14 protein-coding genes are annotated in these 19246 nt (G+C 58.2%); 5 read left to right on the top strand and 9 right to left on the bottom strand.

The annotated features are described in order from the left end of the window. Position 1 precedes the first annotated feature (1 nt). The 8 genes from sS8_RS19255 to sS8_RS19290 all read right to left on the bottom strand — a co-directional run bounded on the left by sS8_RS19255 (position 2) and on the right by sS8_RS19290 (position 12708). Positions 2–1093 carry a GNAT family N-acetyltransferase/peptidase C39 family protein gene (locus sS8_RS19255; RefSeq protein WP_197716578.1) on the bottom strand — a complete coding sequence of 364 codons (1092 nt, stop codon included), beginning with the start codon at positions 1091–1093 and terminating at the stop codon, positions 2–4. A gap of 121 nt (positions 1094–1214) precedes the next feature. Beyond that, positions 1215–2402 carry a methionine adenosyltransferase gene (metK, locus tag sS8_RS19260; RefSeq protein WP_119631181.1) on the bottom strand — a complete coding sequence of 396 codons (1188 nt, stop codon included), beginning with the start codon at positions 2400–2402 and terminating at the stop codon, positions 1215–1217. Continuing rightward, the gene (locus tag sS8_RS19265) at positions 2399–5530 is read right to left on the bottom strand and encodes a cation-translocating P-type ATPase (protein ID WP_232020364.1); all 3132 of its coding nucleotides are present in this window, start codon (positions 5528–5530) and stop codon (positions 2399–2401) included. Before sS8_RS19265 ends, metK begins: the two co-directional genes overlap by 4 nt. A 127-nt stretch (positions 5531–5657) precedes the next feature. Further along, the gene (guaD, locus tag sS8_RS19270) at positions 5658–6959 is read right to left on the bottom strand and encodes a guanine deaminase (protein ID WP_232020365.1); all 1302 of its coding nucleotides are present in this window, start codon (positions 6957–6959) and stop codon (positions 5658–5660) included. Positions 6960–7151: 192 nt separating this feature from the next. Next, positions 7152–7955, bottom strand: a complete 804-nt coding sequence (locus sS8_RS19275; RefSeq protein ID WP_119631183.1) for a TIGR01458 family HAD-type hydrolase — start codon at positions 7953–7955, stop codon at positions 7152–7154. Positions 7956–8097: 142 nt separating this feature from the next. Next, positions 8098–8970, bottom strand: coding sequence for an HDOD domain-containing protein (locus sS8_RS19280; protein WP_119631184.1), 873 nt, complete (start codon positions 8968–8970; stop codon positions 8098–8100). A 432-nt stretch (positions 8971–9402) separates the two neighbouring features. Then, entirely contained in the window at positions 9403–10893 is a 1491-nt protein-coding gene (locus sS8_RS19285) for a sensor domain-containing protein (protein ID WP_170161170.1), read from the bottom strand. A gap of 258 nt (positions 10894–11151) precedes the next feature. Beyond that, positions 11152–12708 (bottom strand): glucan biosynthesis protein, encoded by a 1557-nt coding sequence (locus sS8_RS19290; RefSeq protein WP_119631186.1) that lies wholly within the window; start codon positions 12706–12708, stop codon positions 11152–11154. Between the two features lie 215 nt (positions 12709–12923). On the opposite strand from sS8_RS19290, the gene sS8_RS19295 reads away from it, so the two are divergent. Genes sS8_RS19295 through sS8_RS19305 form a run of 3 tightly spaced genes read left to right on the top strand, consistent with a single transcriptional unit; the run spans position 12924 to position 14413 of the window. Beyond that, complete coding sequence (locus sS8_RS19295) at positions 12924–13688, top strand: Nif3-like dinuclear metal center hexameric protein (RefSeq protein WP_119631187.1); 765 nt, start codon at positions 12924–12926, stop codon at positions 13686–13688. Positions 13689–13694: 6 nt separating this feature from the next. Beyond that, a complete protein-coding gene (locus sS8_RS19300) occupies positions 13695–13910 on the top strand; it encodes a DUF123 domain-containing protein (RefSeq protein ID WP_119631188.1) in 216 nt (71 codons plus the stop codon). After that, positions 13904–14413 (top strand): GNAT family N-acetyltransferase, encoded by a 510-nt coding sequence (locus sS8_RS19305; RefSeq protein ID WP_170161171.1) that lies wholly within the window; start codon positions 13904–13906, stop codon positions 14411–14413. The genes sS8_RS19300 and sS8_RS19305 overlap by 7 nt, the downstream gene beginning before the upstream one ends. 93 nt (positions 14414–14506) lie before the next feature. On the opposite strand, the gene sS8_RS28275 is transcribed toward sS8_RS19305, so the two are convergent. Next, the gene (locus tag sS8_RS28275; protein ID WP_170161172.1) at positions 14507–15007 is read right to left on the bottom strand and encodes a hypothetical protein; all 501 of its coding nucleotides are present in this window, start codon (positions 15005–15007) and stop codon (positions 14507–14509) included. Positions 15008–15210: 203 nt separating this feature from the next. Here sS8_RS28275 and sS8_RS19320 point away from each other — a divergent pair, with 203 nt between their 5' ends. Further along, on the top strand, positions 15211–15672 hold the full coding sequence (locus tag sS8_RS19320) for a metallophosphoesterase family protein (RefSeq protein ID WP_119631191.1): 462 nt from the start codon (positions 15211–15213) through the stop codon (positions 15670–15672). A 209-nt stretch (positions 15673–15881) separates the two neighbouring features. After that, a complete protein-coding gene (locus tag sS8_RS19325) occupies positions 15882–19172 on the top strand; it encodes a sensor domain-containing protein (RefSeq protein WP_170161173.1) in 3291 nt (1096 codons plus the stop codon). Positions 19173–19246 lie beyond the last annotated feature (74 nt).

Genomic DNA, 19246 nt, shown 5'->3' on the forward strand with positions numbered 1-19246 from the left:
ATCAGTGGCGCCGGCGGGACTTGGACTTGCGAAGAATCAAAACGGATTTTTGCCCGGTCTTTCCATAGCGGGCCATGCGTTGAAAATCTTTTTTCAGTATAGGCATGTTGATGCAGTCGGTAGCCGTTTTTCCTGACGGGTAATCGACATAAGGATCGTGTACGTAGAAATAATGTTCATCGAAGCCTGTCACCACGATCCAATGGGGGAATTTTTCTTGATAAAGCCGGTAGGAACTTATTAGTACCACCGGTATGCCGCCTTGCTCCATCTTTTCCTGAAGTTCATGACAGTTCAGTGCGGAATATACGATTTTGACCGGCAGCGCTTTCAATTCATCCAAGAAATCTTCCTGTACGATTTGCATGACCTCGCGCTTTTCCGGATCCCGAACCGAAGTAATGAAGAGTGCTCCTTCGTCGTTGACGTACACTTCGACGTCGAAGCCGCGATGAAACGCCGCAAGTGCCAGTCCATAAGGTCCGCATCCGCCGTGTCCCGAAGTCATGAAAACCGTGGTCGATTCCCGCCACAGCCGCAGCTCGAGTTTTCGGTTCAGTTCGATGTCGGATTGAAGCCCCTTCATGGCCATCATCAGGGAGGCTGGACCGCAGGTGAAATCGAGCGTTTGCTGATAATAGGGCACCCGCGCCAACTCGGGGTTCAGATGGGGGGCCAGATTTTTCTCGAACCGCAATGCGGAGGCGTGGTCCTGGTAGTAATCGGGCACGCTTTCCAAATAGCGGTATCCCTGTCCCTCGAAAAGCTTGATCGAGGCGCGATTGTCGCGCCGGACTTCAAGCCGAAGAGTCACGCACTCCCGATCCAGGGCTAAGTCTTCGGATGCCTTAACCAGGGCGCGGCCGACGCCCTGGCCGCGGTAGGGCGGGTCGACGGCATAGGAATACAGTCTTGCCAGTGAAGTGCCGGAATGAAACAGCACCATGGAGTAGCCGCGAATGACGCCGAACTGTTCATCCACGAGGGTCGCCGCATTCGCCTTGGTGAGGAGATATCTGAAATTGCGCCGCGAAATGCGGTCGGTATCGAAACATCGGTCTTCGATCCGAACAAGGGCGTCCAGATCGTCCAAAGTAGCTGCCCGAATCACTAAGGTCGAGAGGAATGGCTGTGGGAGAAGAAATTAGGCGGTTCTGCCTCGATATCTTACGCCAAAATCATAAGCGAATGTGCTTTCCTTTATGCGATAGCGATCAGCACAGGCGATTCGCGATATCGACGGTTTCCCAAGGAAGATCGGTGAACGAGGTGCCCAGGTGTCCATGCGCGGGCAGCAATCGATAAAATTCCCCTTTGTATAGCGCCGGCAAATACCGCAAGCCGAATTTTCGGATGATTGCGCCCAGGCGGAAATCGATACAGTCTTCGAGTCTGTTCTTGAGCGTATCCTCGTCGACAGTACCCGTACCGAAAGTTATCACCTGAATGCTCACCGGCCGGGCCAGGCCTATCGTGTAGCTCAGCTGGACCTCGCATTCCTCCGCAAGGCCGGCCGCTACCACGTTTTTGGCGGCATAGCGAGCGGCGTAGGCACCGACCCGGTCAATCCGGCAGGGATCTTTTCCGGACAAGGCCGATCCTGAATGCCGCGCGTAACCGCCATACGTGTCGCTCGCCGACTTTCGCCCGGTCATCCCCGAGTGTGCAGCGGGGCCGGTCTTCGGAAAAATGCCCCGAGGATTAATGAAGACATCCGTTTGATCGTCCGGCCGAACTGTTTCGCCGGCAAAAGCGGGGTTGACCACGTGGTTGAGGAGATCGGTGCGGAGCTGGGCTGCATCGACCTGACCGCCGCCTTGAGGGCCGGCGATGAGGGTAATGCTATGGATTCGGCCCGGTTTTCCGTTTTCGAATTCTACACCCACCTGAGTGGTGCAGTCGGGCGATAAGTAGGAAACGGTCTTGCTCTCGCGCGCCACGGTCAGCTGCCGGGCCAGGCGGTTGGCCATGGTTATGGGAAACGGCATCAGTTCGGTCGTGTGATTGCAAGCAAAGCCGAACTGAGTAATCTGATTGCGAACGGTGATCCGGTCGATTTCCTTGTCGTTCAATTCCCGCTCGTCCCATTCGTACCGCTGATCGAGGGGCTGTGCCATGAGGCTGGTAACCACGGTGCATTCGGCGGCATCGAAATCCTCCTTGCGATAGCCGATTCCGCCGATGACCAGTCGTGCCAGGTCAGGAATGTCCACGGTCGCTTTCGATGCGAAGCGGGCGGCGATGAAAGCGATGCCTTTCGACAAGGCGCATTCGGTTACGATATGAGAGTACGGATCCTGTTGGAGAAACCGGTCGACGATAGCGTCGCTGATCGTGTCGCACAGCCGATCCGGGTGTCCTTCCGTCACCGATTCCGACGTAAACAAAAAGCTCTTTTTCATGCTCGCCCCTCCTTCCGCCGTGAGACGGTTTTGAGCCCCTCGTTGATCAAGAACGGTGCCGTAGCCCCACCCGCGATCGCAATCCAATCGAGGATGCCGATGGGCGAGAGCCTAAGCAGATTGCGCAAGGGCGGCAGGAACGCCGCGCCCACTTGAAGCGCGGCCGAGCCCAGCAAGGCCGCATCCAGGAGCCGGTTGGGCGGCCGCTTATCCCTGTTGAATACCCCGGTGCGCTCGGACCGGCAACTGAAAGCGTGCAGCAATTGGCCGAGCGTGATGGTCATGAAGGCGTCAGTTCCCGCTTTGGTCGCTAAGCCGTATCGGCTAAGGCTGAATCCGTAAACGGCCATGGCGCCGCCGGAGAGAAGCAAGGATTCGCGCATCAAGCGTACCGCATCCGCTCGCCGTACGATAGGCTCTGTTGGATCGCGGGGCGGCTGTTTCAATACATCCTGCTCGGGTGGTTCGAGCGCTAAGCCGAGGCCGGGCAGAATGTCGGTCAACAGGTTGATCCAAAGCAGCTGAATCGGATTGAGCACTTCGCCGGCACCCAAAGCCGTGCCGATCAGCATGATCTCGACTTCGCTCAAGTTGCTGGATACAAGGAAATGCAAGCTCTTGCGAATGTTCGAATAAATCGTCCGTCCCTGCTCGACGGCGCTGATCATGGTGTGCAAATTGTCGTCTTCCAGAACGATATCGGCGACCGACCGAGCCACTTCGGCGCCGCGACCGCCAAGCGCCACGCCCACATCGGCGGCTTTCAAGGCTGGACTGTCGTTGACGCCGTCGCCGGTCATCGCCACCACGTGCCCGGTTCTTTGCAAAGCCTGTACGATACGCAGCTTGTGCGCCGGACTGACCCGAGCGAATACCGTCGTATCCTTGACGATGCCTGCGAGCAGTTCCGGGTCGACTTTGTCCAGGCTGGCGGAATCGATGATTTCCAGTGTCTTGTCTCCGTTCAGCCCCAAACGTTTGGCGACGGAGAAGGCGGTCGGGCTCTGATCCCCGGTAATCATCACGGTGCTGATTCCGGCATCGTGGAACCTGGCCATGAGTTCGGCCATGCCGGGGCGAACGGTGTCCTCCATGCCGATCAAGCCCAGCCAGATCAAATTCCGGCAGGCGGACGCGGTGTCGGTATTTTCGGCGTAGCCGAAGGCCACGCCGAGGACTCGCAGCGCTTGGCCGGCCAAGCGTTCGTTTTGCGTCATGATCGACGCAATGTGCGCTTCGCCGAGTTTCACGGGCTCGCCGCCACTGAGCCTGTGCGTGCACAAACCGAGCACGTCTGCCGGACTGCCCTTGACCGCTACCAGAAATTTGCCGTCTCCGGTCTCGTGAAGCGTGGCCATGTACGGACGGTCCTCGGCCCGATGTATGGTTTTGATGAGCCGGTGGCGTTTGCGGAGTACTCTTGCGTCTTCGCCCGCGTCCAAAGCGATCTCGACCAAAGCCGACTCGGTGGGTGTTCCGTCGAGCTGGAACCCGTCCCCGTTTTCGATCAGCTTGACCTCGCTGCACAAGCATACGATTTGAAGCAGTCGGTCGAGGTCTTTCAGCTCGGCTCGATTGAGCGGTTCTCCGTTTACCAATAAGCTGCCGTTCGCGCGGGTCACGGAGATCTCCGGCATTTCGATGCTTACGGCACGCATCCTGTTTTCGGTGAGTGTTCCGGTCTTATCGAGGCAAAGGGTTCGCACCGAACCGAGACTCTCCACGGCGGGCAATTGCCGGACAAGTACGTGGCGGCCTTGCATTCGTCGGATTCCAAGGGCCAGGGTGGTAGTCGCCACCGTCGGCAAGCCTTCCGGAACCGCCGCGACGGCCAGCGAGATCGAAGATTTCAACATCTGCAGCCAGCCGAAACCGCGCAGCAGGCCGAGACCGAACATCGCCGCGCAGATTCCGCCGGAAAACAGCGCGAGCTGCGTGCCCATATGGTCCAACTGGCGCTGCAACGGCGTCTCCGGCGGTTTAACGGTCCCTACCAGGGATTGAATGACGCCGATCTCGGTGCGGCGCCCGGTGGACACGGTTACGGCCGTCCCGCTGCCGCCGGTGACGACGGTACCGCGATGGACCATATTCTTGCGGTCGGCCAGAGGGGTATCCGCGGCAGCGAAAGCGTCATGATGCTTGCCGATGGGAAGGCTTTCCCCGGTCAGAGCGGATTCGTCGACGGTTAGTCTGCTGCTGGCGATGAGGCGAGCATCTGCGGCGACGAAGGTGCCCGGCTCAAGTACGAGAACATCGCCCGGCACCACGTTTTCGACCGCTATTTCCGTTCTTTCGCCATCGCGGATGGCCAGTGTCCGGGTCGGCGTCAGCGTGGCCAGAGAACCGATGATTCTTTCTGCTTCACTTTCTGTGAAATAGCCGATGCCGGCGTTGATCAGCACTACGCCAAGGATGGCCACGGCGTCGGCAATACCGCCGGTGGCAATGGAAACCACCGCCGACACGCCGAGCAATGCGACCGGAGGACTCATGAACTGCGCCGCAAGCATGGCCATGGCCGAACGCGGCTTTTGTTGGCGCAAGGTATTGGGTCCATGCCGGCGGAGACGGTCCTTGGCAAGTTTCCCGTTCAAGCCGCCCCGACCCGAATCCAGTGTCGCGAGGACCTCGTCGGCTCCCATCGTGTGCCAGAGTCGACTCTCGGAAGAATTTTCGAAATCCGAATTCTCGACCACGTGAAGCGGCGGTTTTCCGGGAACGGACTTTCTGCTGTTCGCCGGTCCGATTCCGAATACGCCGGATTCGTTGACGCGGGAATGTCCTTGATTCTTGTTCGGCCTGTCGGACTCGGTTTTGGAGTTTCGGTGTATTCGGGCGCAAGACTCGAGTTCGGCGAGGATGAGGGCGGCAGGCTGCTCCGCTCTGAACCGGACCAGGGCTGTGCCGGTGAGCGGATTGGCGCTGACCGATACGATCCAGCGACTTTTTCCCGGCAGCGCTTCGAGTGCTTGCTTCATGTCTTCCGAGCGGTAAAGGCCGAGGATTTTGACCCGAATGCGGCCGGGAGTACCCTGATGGGCGAGCATGGCCAGGGTCGGTCCGGCGGGGAGCGATTTGGAGGAGTGACTTTGCTGCCGGGCGCTTTGATCGAGCGGATCGTTCATCGAAAAAACCGCTTCGCGACGGGGAGTGATGTCTGCCTGCCGAGATGAACAGTCATTATGGCTTCGAGATTTTGCTGCTGGACGCAAGAGATCCAGTTTGCCTGAGCATGGTTACGAAAATGTGACACTAGGGCAGAGATCTATTGCGCGGTGCCGCCAACCGTCCATGGACGTATGTCGCACCAACGTGCCGCTCGTCCGCCAGGTGCAACAAACAAAACAGCTGATCCATTGCGTTTTCGCAGCGACCGAGCCGCGCGGCAAGATATGAGTCCTGCTCGTAGTCGAGCACGAAAAAATCGGCACTTTTTCCCGTTTCGAAGCTGCCCGCCTCATGCTCGAGGCCGAGTGCCTTTGCTCCACCCAGCGTCGCGAGATAGAGCAAGTGACAAGCATCCAAACGGCAGTCCCGCAGCTGTTGCACTTTATAGGCTTGCGAAAGTTCGCGCCACACGGAAAACTGCGTACCGGCACCGACATCGGTACCCATTGCCACCCGGATCCCGCGTGTCAAGTGTTTTTGCAGCGGAAACAACCCGCTTCCAAGATAGGCGTTGCTGGTGGGGCAGTGGCAAACGGCACAGGCCGCTTCGGCCATGCGGTCCAGTTCGGCATCCGTGGTATGGATACTGTGAGCCAGCATCGTACGTTCCGTGATCAGCCCGAAACCGTCGTAAACGTCGAGATAGTGCCGGCTTCGTGGAAATGCGGCCCGCACCGCGGCAGTCTCCGTTCGAGTTTCGTTGATATGGGTTTGCAGATAGGTTTCCGGATGGCATTTCAGCAGCGCGCCGCACATTTCCAGCAACGCGGGCGAACAGGATAATGCGAACCGGGGCGTTATGGCGTAGTACAGCCGCGGGGTAGTTCGACACAAGCCGATGAGCTTTTCGACCGGATCGAGCGACTGTTCGGCGGTTCGCAACAGTATCGGCGGTGCGTTTCGGTCCATCAAGGTCATGCCGGTGATCAGTCGAATGCCGGATCGAGCGGCCGCGTCGAACAGGGCGAGATTCGCGTCGTAGAACTGTGAGCCGAAAACCATCGCGGTGGTCGTTCCGCAAGCCAGCAGATGCCTGACGAATCGTTCCGCAGCAGCCCGGGCAAAGAGTTCATCGGCGAAGCTGGCCTCGGCCGGATAGACGGTATTTTCCAGCCAATCCAGCAAACCGTTTCCGGGGCCTGCGGTTGCGTAGAATTGAGGGAAGTGCAGATGTCCATCGATGAGGCCGGGGATCAGCCAGGCGTTGCCGTGGTCGATGATTTCGCTATTCGGGAATGCCTCGAAGACGGCATTGCGTTCTCCGAGCAGGCCAATCCGGCCTGATCGGTCTATCGCCAGCGCGCCCTGCTCGATGATTTCCAGCGCCTCTTCCGCGCCAAACGGATCGCCCCGCACATGAGCGATCGTGCCGGTATGTATGGTCATGGACATCCGGACTCAACGCTCCTTTTAACCTGTCTTCTACCAAGAGAGTCGATGCCGATAGGCCAGAAACGCTTCGACACGCTCCGAGCAGGTGGCCTATTGCTATTGCCTCGAATCGAGTGAGGCATATTACGCCGTCTACATTCCGGTTCTCGCATACCTGAGATCTCGCGGTGCTTCCTTCACGCCCGTTTAGAGGCCCAGCAAGGCCGGTAGTTCGTTCACGGAGTCGATGATCCGGTCGGGCCGGATGGATGACGTCTGTACATAGCGATCCCGATATTTGCCGGTTTTAACCAGGATACCCGTCAGTCCGGCCTTCTGGCCGCCGCCGATATCGGAATCGATGTCGTCCCCGACGATGGCGGCTTCTCCTGCGTTCACGCCCATATCCTCCAGGGCGATTCGGAAGAAATCCGGAGATGGTTTTCCCATCAGCGTGGCCTCGACACCGCTGCAATATTCCAACGCTGCGACGAATCCGCCGATATCCATCCTGAGGCCCGTTTCGGTCTGCCAGAATCGGCTTTTGTGGACGGCGACCAGCCCCGCGCCCTGCATCAGTCGGTTGAATGCACGGTTGAGCAAGCCGTAGGACCAGTTTTCGCCGATATCGCCGACGACGATATATTCGGCCTGTTCGATGTCGACCTCGGCAACACCGGCGAAATCGCGCTTGACGTCCTCGGTCAGCAGCAGGGCGCAGAGTGGCGAACCACGGCGTTTCAGATAGCCCAAGACCGCCTGCGGAGCGCTCAGAATTTCAGCGGGACCGATGTCGAAACCGAGTTTCCGCAGTTTCTCGTGCAGCGAGGCTAGGGCCTGTGTGCTGGTATTGGTGATGATACGAAACGGATAGCCCTCGGCGCGAATGCGCCGGATGGCGTCCGGGGCCCCTTCGATGGCGCGTGAGCCTACGCAAAGCACCCCATCGAGGTCGAATAGGATGCCTTTGACGCCGGTGATCGAGTCTGAGGTGCCGAGTTCGGAATTCATGGGATATCGGAGAGGTTGTCCATGCCCGTATTTCCTATTTATGGTCCGGCATTACGCCTTGTTCCGCAATCTCGCGGCGGGGTGGAATCGACCCGCTGACCGCACCGGGAGCGCCTCCAAATAGCCGGGACTCCGCTGTGGATCAGGATATGACAGCGAAACTCGGTTTGATGGTTTCGAAGATATCGAAAGTCTGGATCCAGGCCTCCTGAATGATTCCGGGAACTGATTCCAGGGAGAGTCCGAGCAGCTGCCAGGCGCCCTTGTCGACTCCGGGGTCCTCTGCGCTCATCACTTCGTCCGGATTGACACTAGGCTCGATATAGGTGGCAAGAGTGCTGGCCACATGAATGAGGGCGGCATTCTTTCGATGGGCCGGCGGAGCTTGGTTGGGGGCCAGCTGATGCGCTACCGCCAACTGCAGGCGCTCGGGGAGTTTCCAGTTTTGCAACAGAGCCGCGCCGAGTTCCGCGTGAGTGAAACCGAATACCCGATACTCCGCGGCGTTGATCGCATCTTGGTTGCGTCCGCTGAGTTCCAGAACCAGCCGGTACTGCTCCGGACGGCAGGAGTAGAACACGAGTCGGCCTACTTTGTGCAGCAATCCGGCCACGAACAGAGGTTCGTTTTCGAACATCTTGCAGCGGAACGCCAGGGAGCGTGCGATGACACCACAGGCGATGCTATTGAGCCAAAATCGCTCCATGTCCACCCATTGCGGCGGAATTCCCCTGAACGTATTCGCCACCGACGTCGCCAGAATCAAATCCCGCACGGCGTTGCGGCCGAGCAGGGAGATCGCCTGCGAAACCGTCTCAATTTTACGCGGTACGCCGATAAAGGTGCTGTTCGCCAGTTTCAACAACCTGGCGGTCAAGGCCGGATCGTTGACGATGACTTCGCCGATCGCGCTATTGGTCGAATCGGGAGATTCCAAGAGTTGAGTCAGTCTCAGACTCACCTCGGGCAGGGATAAGAGCGTCTTCACTTCTTTTACGAGTGCTTGGGCAGTCATCGGTTTAACCTATTGTTCTTGGTGTTGCTGCGTTTTTCTAGAAGCGGGACCTGTCCGCCTGAATCGGCTGGAAACGCCCTCTGGATTCGGCTGGTGCGAAATTCAGCGTAGGATCGAGCCGCGCCATACTCGATTGCACAGCCGGCCTGTCCGGCTTCAGCTGAGCTTTTGCGGGCCGGTTAGTTATGCACGGGCGGTTTCTCGAAACGGTTCACCGCGTAGCGAGCACACGTCCTGCGATGGAGCGGCCATGTAGAAGTGTAGTCGTCTTGAGAAAACCGTCCCTGTACTGCAAAAGGATGACTCGGAAGGGCCTACGTGCCGCCGGCAAGGTATGGTGTTTTGCGGGAGGCTCCGAAAACCGGGATCACCCGTTGGAGACGGGAGATCGACCCTTGCAGGGGCGGCGAGGTCCGCTGCTGAAGGCGGTCCCTAGTACCGTTGGTAAAGCCTCTTTGCCGAATCGTCGAGCGGCGAGCTGTCCTGCTTCAGATGAAAGCGGTTCTTTCCGGTTCGTTTTGCGTGATACATGGCCTCGTCGGCGGCTTTGACCAGGCTATGGTAATCGCGGCCGTGAAGAGGGTAGATTGCAATGCCTATGCTGGAGCAGACGACGATTTCGGAGCCGTTCACCTCGATCGGACGGGCGACCGCTCTGAGGATCTTTTCGGCCACGATACAGGCTTCCTCGGTTCCGGAAATTCCCGGAAGCAGCACCAGAAACTCATCTCCGCCGATGCGTGCTACCGTATCGCTTTCGCGCAGCGACTGGGAAATGCGCTGAGCGGCTTGCTGCAGGGCAATGTCTCCCACATTATGCCCGTGCGTATCGTTGATTTCCTTGAAAGAATCCAAATCGACGAACAAGACTGCAAATTGCTGTCCGTACCGGCTGGCGAAAGACAGGGTACGGCTGATGCGATCGTTGAACAGGATCCGGTTCGGAAGATTGGTCAGGGCGTCGTAGTGCGCCAGGTAATAAATCTGTTCCTCGGCGGTTTTGCGTGAGGTGATATCGACACCGACTCCGAGAAGGCAGTCATTCTGTCCCAATTTGGCTTCGGTGCTGGTGAAAAAAAACGGGATTCGTTGCTGGTCCTTGGTCAGGAGGTAGGAGTCGGCCTGGAATCGTCCGGACGTGAACATATCGATGACGTTGTCGCCGACGAAAGCATGCCTGTCGTCCTCGGAAATGAAATCCAGGGGATGCGCACGTTTCAGTTCGCCCGCCGAATAACCCGAGATTTCCTCGAAGTTGGCGTTCCAGCGCAGAAAATGTCCGTCCTTGTCCGCAAGATAGAAGAGCCCGGGCAAACGTCTTATCAGCTCATCGGTGAACCGAATTTCATTCTGAAGTTTTTGCTCGGTGTTTTTCTGTTCCGTGATATCGGTAAAGGACCAGACGAACTTCCGGCCGTCGAGCATCCGGACACTGACATCGGCCGTCAGAAAACGACCGTCTCCGCGCCTTACCTGCAACGCGCGGCGTGCGACATTGCCGGATGCCAGCGCTTCCAGACGCAAGTGCCGGGCGGAGCAGACTTCTGCCATCACCCGGTCCACATCGATCTTGCCGTACTCTTCCGAGGGGTAGCCCAGCAAGTCGCACGCCGCGCGGTTGGCGTACACGCAACGGCCGTCCACCGAATCCGTCACACAAACGGCAGCCGGGGAAAACTCCAGAATCGTGCCGAGACAGTCGCGGGCGTGACGAGGGGGCGGTGCGGCCTTGGCGCAGCGTTTGCCGAGAGCGACGAGTAACAGGATGAGCGAGAGCGGGCCTACGAAGCCCAGGAGCGCAACATCGTCGAAAGCCGTTCCGTCGACAAGACGCGCGAACCCTTCGATGCCGTGTGTCGCAAGCGACAGCACGGTAAGTGCGATAACGCCCAGCCCCTCCGTAACCCAGCCTAGTACGGGCAATGGTAGTCCTTTCATCCCTATGATCGATTATCCCTAAAAGAACGTGCGGAAAGCGCCTTATCTTCGGCAGCTGTGTACCACTACGCGTAGTATGGGAGGGGCGGCTCGAAAAGCCATAGGTACTTCTACTAATAATAATGATCGAATCCGATTCCGGCATATCAAACGCCGGGAATTTTCTGCAACATGGCGAAGGTGCCCGAGCGGTCCCGAGTCGGGGTACGACATGGGCAGCGTTCGGGCAGCGCATCGAAGTCGCTATGCCGGGGGCGTCCATTGATAAAGCCAGGTTTCGGTCAGTGCCCCCAGTTTGTCGTGAAGATAGCAACGCAAATCGATGGGTTCACTGCCTTCGCTGATCAAATCGAAGTTGCAGCGCCAGGCTCTGGTCCCCAATAACGGACGCGCCGCCCAAGCTTTGATTTCCCCACGGGAGGCCTCGATGACCGGTTCGACTGCGGTGGTTTCCAACAAGTCGTTTAAACGTCCGCCCTGAAAATCGATGACGAATTTGCGGGACGGGATCCGATTCTTTTGCCCCGGAATGCCGCCGGCACCGATCCGGGTCGAAATCACCCGGGCCGCACTGGATCCGACCGGCGGCTCGCCCCAGTGCAGTCGGTATTTGAATATGCGCTCCTGGCCCGGTAGAAACGGCTGTTCGGGGCTCCAAAAAACGACGATGTTGTCAAAGGTTTCGTCCTGCGTCGGGATCTCGACCAGTTGCACGGCGCCGCGGCCCCATCCGTCGCCCGGTTCCACCCAGGCGGACGGGCGCAAGTGATAGTTGGCGCCGTCGTCCAAATAATGGTCGAAGTTGCGATCGCGCTGTAAAAGACCGAATCCTCTGGGGTTGTCGTCCAAGAACGAATTGACGCGCACCACGGGACTGTTGACCAAGGGGCGCCATATCCATTCACCGGGTCCGGTCCATATGGCCAAACCGTCGCTGTCGTGGATTTCCGGGCGGAAGTCGTCGGATACCCGGCGGTCGTTCTCGCCGTGCTGATACATCGATGTCAGCGGCGCCACTCCGATGCGTTCGATCGCTTTACGCGGGAAGAGGTGGGCTTCGATGTCCATCACCGTGGTATCCCCGGGATTGACTTCGAAGGTATACGCGCCGCAGATGCTTGGACTGTCGAGCAGTGCGTGAATGGTCACGAACTCGGCTTTGGGTGACGGCCGTTCCAGCCAGAAGCCACGGAATTCCGGAAATTCCTCGGGGCGTGGAAGCCCGGTGTCGATGGCCAGTCCGCGTGCCGAAAGCCCGTATTGTTTGGTCGCGCCGACGGCACGGAAATAGCTTGCCCCGAGAAAAGCGAACATATCGCGTTCGAAGTCCGGTTCCGCATGGACGCGGAACCCGGCAAAGCCGATGTCACGGGATTTTTGCGGCACCTTGAGGGTCGAGCCGAACTGGAACAGACGAGGCGAATATTCGATAGGTTCGGCCACGCCATGGATGACCTCATGGATTTGGACCGGGTGCCTGAAGAACAAGCCGAGGTGAAAAAATCTCGCCTGGAACGGCAGATCCTGCTTTTTCCAGAGCGAGCGCTTGGTTTTGAAGCGGATCGACTGGTACTCATCCCAGTCGAGATCGTTGATCCATCCCGGCAATTTTTGTTTTGGAGGATTAAAGGCTTTCTGGGAAAGCCGTTTGGCCTCCCCGATGAGCCATGCCTTGCTGAAGGGCTTGGAGCCCAGTTTGCCTTTGGCTTCAGACGGAGGCGCGTAGAACGCTGCCGGGCCGAGCATCCCCCATGCCGCCAAGGTCAGCAAGCGCGCCAAGAAATCTCTTCGAGTCATCATGCTGTTACTTTTCTGCCAAGGAGAGCTGTGCAATCTAGCGATCTTCCGGCCTCACGTCCATAGCCTTAGAAAGGCGCTTCGAATTCGCGCGGACGCTGGTTTGTTTGTCCCGGAGCGGACAAAGAGGGCTATTATGGCGATTTCGGACGCCGTCGGCGGCCGCGGTATGAACATACGGAAACCTGGAGGATCCGTCAAAGACGGGGGAAGCGAAAATGCTGGCGCGAGACGATTTGGACGCATTCTTGAAGGAGCTTTTGAATCCGCAGGGCTTCGCGGATTATGGCCCGAACGGCCTGCAAATCGAAGGGAGCGAACGGATCGTACGAATTGGCTTTGCGGTTTCCGCTACGGCACATTCGGTGTCGGCGGCGGTCGAGCGGAACGCTCAAGCGCTGATTGTGCACCACGGCTTATTCTGGAAATTCCATGGCCCGCGAACCCTGGTCGGCCCATTTGCGCGGCGCGTATTCCCGTTAGTGCGCAACCGTATCAATCTGTTTGCCTATCATCTTCCGCTGGATGCCCATCCGGACGTGGGCAACGCCGCCGCCCTCGGTCGAGCCGTAGGTTTGGCCGGACAGCAACCGTTCGGCGATTATCAGGGTTGCCCGACCGGCATCAAGGGCGTTTTCCTCGAGCCGCTGAGTGCCGTCGCACTGCGAGACCGATTGAGCGAGGTGCTCGATCATCCGGTGCTGTTCGCGACGCCCAATCAGAGTGTGACCGTCCGGTCGGCCGGAATCATTACGGGCGGTGCGAACCGCGACTGGCCGCTGGCTTTGCTCGAAGGGCTGGACGCCTATATCACGGGCGAGATGAGCGAGCACGACTGGCATGAGGCGCAGGAGGCGGGGATCCACATGTATGCGGGTGGCCATAATGCCACCGAATGCCTGGGAATACAGGCGCTGATGGAACGGGTGCGGAACGCTTTCGATGCCGAGTGTTTTTTCATTCCGAGCGATAATCCGGCATGATCGGCCATGGCGTATTCGACTTATCATATCGATGATCTATTGGTCGCGCCCGGAGTGGAAATCGAGCAGGTGTTGAGGTTCGACGTGTCCGAATGCGAGGTCAATCGAATGACCGAGGGGCGCATCGTCGTCGCCCGTTTAGGAGCGAGCGACTGCCGGGCGGGTTGCGGCAGTCACCTAAAGCTCCGACCGGAAGGACCGGGGACGAGCCAAGCATGTTGAGCATCGCCCCGGCCGGTCTTCAGGATGCCGAGACCATCGCCGGCATGGCACTGGAGATTTGGCGGCGCCATTATTTGCCGGATGTGCTGAATCAGGACGAGATCGACTATTTTTGGAATCGCATGTATCGGCCGGAAGCGATACGCAACGAAATGGAGTGCGGAATCGTTTACGAACGAATCCTGCGGCAGGGCGAAATGGTAGGATTCCTGGCTTATCACCACCAGCCCGAGCAGGCGCGCATGCGCCTCAACAAGCTTTATCTCTTACCGCAATACCACGGACGTGGATACGGCGCGTTGGCGCTGGCGCACGTCAAGGCCGTCGCGGCGCGTTTGGGCGCCCGGGAGATTTATCTTTATGTGTTCCGGAAAAACAATACGGCGGTCCGGGCCTATCTTCGTGCCGGCTTCGTCATCGTACGCGCCGAAGTGACCGAGTGCGGCGACGGCTACTATTACGATGACTACGTGATGTGCTATCGGCTTGACGAAGCCGATTGATTCGAGGCGGAGCGGCCGACATTGGTAAACCGCTCGCCTCTTTTCCGAAATTCGGGGGGATGGACACGACCTTATCGACGTCCCGGTCGATCGTTATTGAGCCGGTGTTCCGTGCTGCATCTGCCCGTCGCCATGCTGCATTTGTCCACCGCCGTGCCGCCTCATCTGTTGCATGCGGTGCCGCATCATTTCTTGATGCTGCTTATGGTGTTCCCGCATGAGTTTCCGTTGTTCTTCTTTCAGGCGCTCCCGCTCTTGATCGTCTTTGGCGGCCAGGATCTGGTTCATCAATTCGTGCATTTTCAGCATGTGATCCTGGGCTTGGCGAATGTGTTCCTCTCGTTGTTCGTCGGACATGTTTCCCATCATGCCCCCCATGCCGCCACCACCCATGCCGCCACCACCCATGCCGCCACCACCCATGCCGCCACCACCCATGCCGCCACCACCCATGCCGCCACCACCCATGCCCTTGTTCCCGCCCATTTGATGCTGGCCGGTGGAGGGCTGGCTTTGCGGTTCTTCGGCAAATCCGGTCGAACCGATCGAACAAAGTACCAGTGCGGCGGCGGTGTATCTCAAGCTTGTTTTCATAATGATTTTCTCCTGACGAAGATCTGCTTAAACCGTCAACTTTGGTCCGCCGTTGTTTCGCAACGTGCGTTCCGTCCATTCAAAGTAGCAGTTAAAGGGAGGGTGTACCATAGGGGGAATCGGAGATCGTCCCGCCCGGATAAAATGAATAGATTATCGATGATCGGTCGAGTTCAGAACCGTGAATTTCAGTTGGAATTCTGATGCGTCGTATCGGTGTGATTTCGGATACCCATGGCTTGGTACGGCCGGAGGTCATAACCGCGCTAAGAGGTAGCGAACTGATTCTCCACGCCGGAGACATCGGCCGTCCGCAAGTGCTCGATGCGTTGCGGCGCATCGCGCCGGTTGTTGCTGTCCGCGGGAACGTCGATAAGGGGAGTTGGGCGGAGTGTCTTCCGGAGCACGAAGTGGTTCGGATCGACGGCCGGATGATCTATCTCTTGCACAATCTGAAAGAGCTGGGTCTTGACCCGGCGGCTAGCGGGTTTGATGTCGTGGTTTCTGGGCATTCCCATCAGCCGAAGATCGGCGGGAAGGAAGGCGTTTATTATCTGAATCCGGGCAGCGCGGGACCAAAGCGGTTCAAATTGCCGGTGGCAATCGGACGGCTGATGCTTGCGGACGGAGAGTTGAGCGGCGAAATCGTCGAACTCGAAGTCTGAGGTCTTTTTGTCGGCAACGGCAGCTTTTGCTTTCTTCTGCTCGCCGGAGTTACGTATGATGTCGCCGGTACCCGACAATAACAAAGAACCAGGCGATGGCCGAGCTTGCTGATATTTCTGCGCTCCGATTCATAGATCTCTCTGTTTTCTATGGCTTTTCCTATCTGATTTTAGCGGTTGCCGTGTTTTTGCAGCCTCGAAGCGGTCGGATGGTTCCATTTGCCTCGGAACTTTGGCTATTGGGAATATTCGGTTCTTTTCACGGCATCAAGGAATGGCTGGATGTCTGGATGCTGCTCCACAAGGAAGGCGGGGCGGCTCTGCGCTTGCTGAATGCTTCCATTCTGGTGTTTTCCTACCTGGCCTTGTTCGAATTCGGTCGCCGCCTGGCCGTGATCCGTGTCGCCTCGGATAAGAATCAGCGGCCGATGCGGCCGTCATGGCTCGGCCCTTGGGTTTATCTTCCCTTATTGGCAGGCGTGCTTGGCTTGACGTGGATCGCCGATGACGTGGTCCGCGGAGTGAGTGCGGGCGGGCAGCTTCTCTTCGGTTTCAGCGGAAGTCTGATCAGCGGGGTGTCTCTGAGCGTAAGGCGCGGACGTGTATGCGGATGGCCGGTTTTTCCCGAGATCAAATCCTATCTTTGCGTCGCGGCCGGGACGCTGATCGCGTATGCCGTCGTGGCCGGCTTGTTGATCGAGGGCGATGAGGCGTTTCCCGACTGGCTTCCGACCGCAAGTTCGTTTGCCGCCGTTACGGGGGTTCCCGTTCATGTTCTCAGAGGGGTTTGCGCATTTATGCTGGCTTTGGCGTTGGTATTCATGACGCGATCCTTGAACATCGCCGCGCAAAAACACGTGGAGTCCGCGCTCGCCGAGACGGCGGAACTCAACGCCGGTCTCGCTCAGCGGGTGCGGGAAAGTACCGCTTCCCTGGAGGCGGCTAACCGTAAACTTCAGAAGGAAATCGAAGAAAGAAAACTCATCGAGCAGGGGCTGCGGGAAAGCGAGGCCGATTTGCAGCGTGCGCAGTCCGTCGCCCATGTCGGCAGCTGGCATTTGGACGTTCCGAACAGCGCGCTCCGCTGGTCTGCCGAAACCTATCGAATCTTCGGCATTTCCGAGGCCGCGCCGCTTGCCATCGAAGACTTTTGGCGACTGGTCCACCCGGAAGACCGGAGCGTGGTTGAAAGTTCCTGGCAGGCTGCCTTACGGGGAGAGTCATACGACATCGAGCATCGCATCGCAATATCGGGACAGGTGAAATGGGTCAGGGAGAAAGCCGAACTGGAATTCGACGCGAGCGGCCGAGCGATAGGCGGGACCGGTATCGTTCAGGACATCACTGCGCGAAAACGGGCCGAAGAAGAACTGAAGCACGCCAAGGAATTGATTCAGCTGGTCGTGGATTCGATACCCGTTTCGATATCCTTGATCGATTGCGAGCAGCGATATGTCCTGGTGAATCGGAGCTACGAGGAATGGTTCCAAAAATCGCGTGGCGAAATCATCGGCAAACCCATGTGGGAGCTTCTGGAGTCGGAGATTTACGAACAGGTGAGGTCTCATGCCCGCGCGGCCTTGTCCGGCGACACGGTCCGCTTCGAGCTGCTCGCGAAGAACTCGAAAGGGGCTCAACGGTGGTTGGACATCCAGTATTTGCCGCGAACCGATGAAAACGGAAGGGTGTCCGGAATTTTTGTGCTTTGGTTCGACATCACGCACCGCAAGCATACTGAACAGCGGTTGCGAAGGATTCTCGATCGATTGCGGCTGTCCGAGAATCGGCAGCGCGAGCTGGCGAAGCTCGCGCAGCAGGAGCAACGCCGGATGGGCGCGTTGTTGTCGGCCATGAGCATCGGCATTTTGTTCGAGGACCGGGCTGGTCTCGTCGAGTACATCAATCCGGCCTTTCTTCGCATGTGGGCGATAGACGAAGAATTTCTGTTGGTCGGGCGAACGACCCGGGATGTCCTGGAGCATTCGACGCACCGCTTCGCCCGGCCGGATCATGCATCCAAATACGTTTTGCGTGTACTCGACACTCACGAAATCAGCGAGCGATTCGAGCTCGATCTCTATGACGGACGGGTTCTGACCCAAATTTCATATCCGGTGACCGATGACGCAGGGCGCATGATCGGCCGCCTGTGGATTTATGAAGATATTACCTACGAACGCCAAACCGCCCAGCAGCTCCTTTATCTGGCCGAGCGCGATCCTTTGACCGGCTTGTTCAACCGCCACCGCTTTCAAGATCAGCTGGAGCGGCTGATCGCCACGTCGGTGCGTACCGGCGGCAAATTCTGTCTCATTTATTTCGATCTGGACGAATTCAAGTACATCAACGATACCTTCGGCCACAAGGCCGGCGACACCGTGCTCGTACGCATCGCCGGTGAAATCTCCACGCTGGTGCGCCACGAAGAAACCTTCGCCCGGCTGGGCGGCGACGAGTTTGCCATTTTGAGTACGGTTACACCCAATAGCGACCTCGAGGCTTTGCCGGGACGTATCGCGAACGCGATTTCAGCGATCCCGTTCCGGTTCCGCAGCACCAACATGCGGGTGACGGGCAGCGTGGGTGTGGCGGTTTTTCCGGATCACGGGGAAAATGCGGAGGACCTGATCGCGCACGCCGACACCGCGATGTACCAGGCCAAGGGGCAGGGCAAGAATACCTGGGCGATTTATGATCCGACACGCGACGGTTCGGAAGCGATGATGCAGCGACTGTCGTGGAACCGGCGCATTGCGGAAGCGCTGCAAAGAGATTTGTTCGAACTTCATTATCAGGGGGTTTACTCCGTCGCGGACGGGACGTTGAGCCACCTGGAGGTCCTGGTGCGCATGCGCAATCCGGTCGATCCCGCGTGTCTCATTATGCCGGGGCAATTCATTTCGATCGCCGAGAAGAGCGGACAAATTACGGAAATCGACCGGTGGGTGCTGAAGCGCGGTATCGAGATCCTGGCGCGGCATCCGTCGATTCCGCCGTTGGCGGTCAATATTTCAGGCCGTACGTTCGACGATCCCTCCCTGCCGCACTTTATTCGCAGCCAATTGAAACAGTACGGTGTCGATCCGGTACGGCTTATCATCGAGCTGACCGAAACGGCGGCGGTGTCCGACATTCAGGATGCGCAACGCTTTATCGAAGCCATACACCAGGCCGGTTGTCGGGTTTGCCTGGACGATTTCGGCAGCGGCTTTTCGACCTTCGGCTATCTGAAATACCTGGGTGTCGAAGTGCTCAAGATCGACGGATTGTTCATCCGCGACTTGCCCAACAATCGGGACAATCAGGTTTTCGTGAAGGCGATGGTCGATGTGGCACGCGGACTGAAGAAAACCACGGTCGCCGAATACGTCGAGGATGCCGCGACGCTGGACATGATACGAGGTCTCGGTGTTACCCTGGCGCAAGGATATTACCTGGACCGCCCGGTGGCCGAGCATCCGGCCCTAGAGGCCGCGGTAAGCTCGGAAGCCGGCCATTAGCGGTTTCCTGCAGAACCGGAAAGCCCTGTGAGGCGGATTCCGGCACCGATCCATCTCTCCCGCACTGCGGAGCG

The organism is Methylocaldum marinum (assembly GCF_003584645.1).
Classification (GTDB): Bacteria; Pseudomonadota; Gammaproteobacteria; order Methylococcales; family Methylococcaceae; genus Methylocaldum; species Methylocaldum marinum.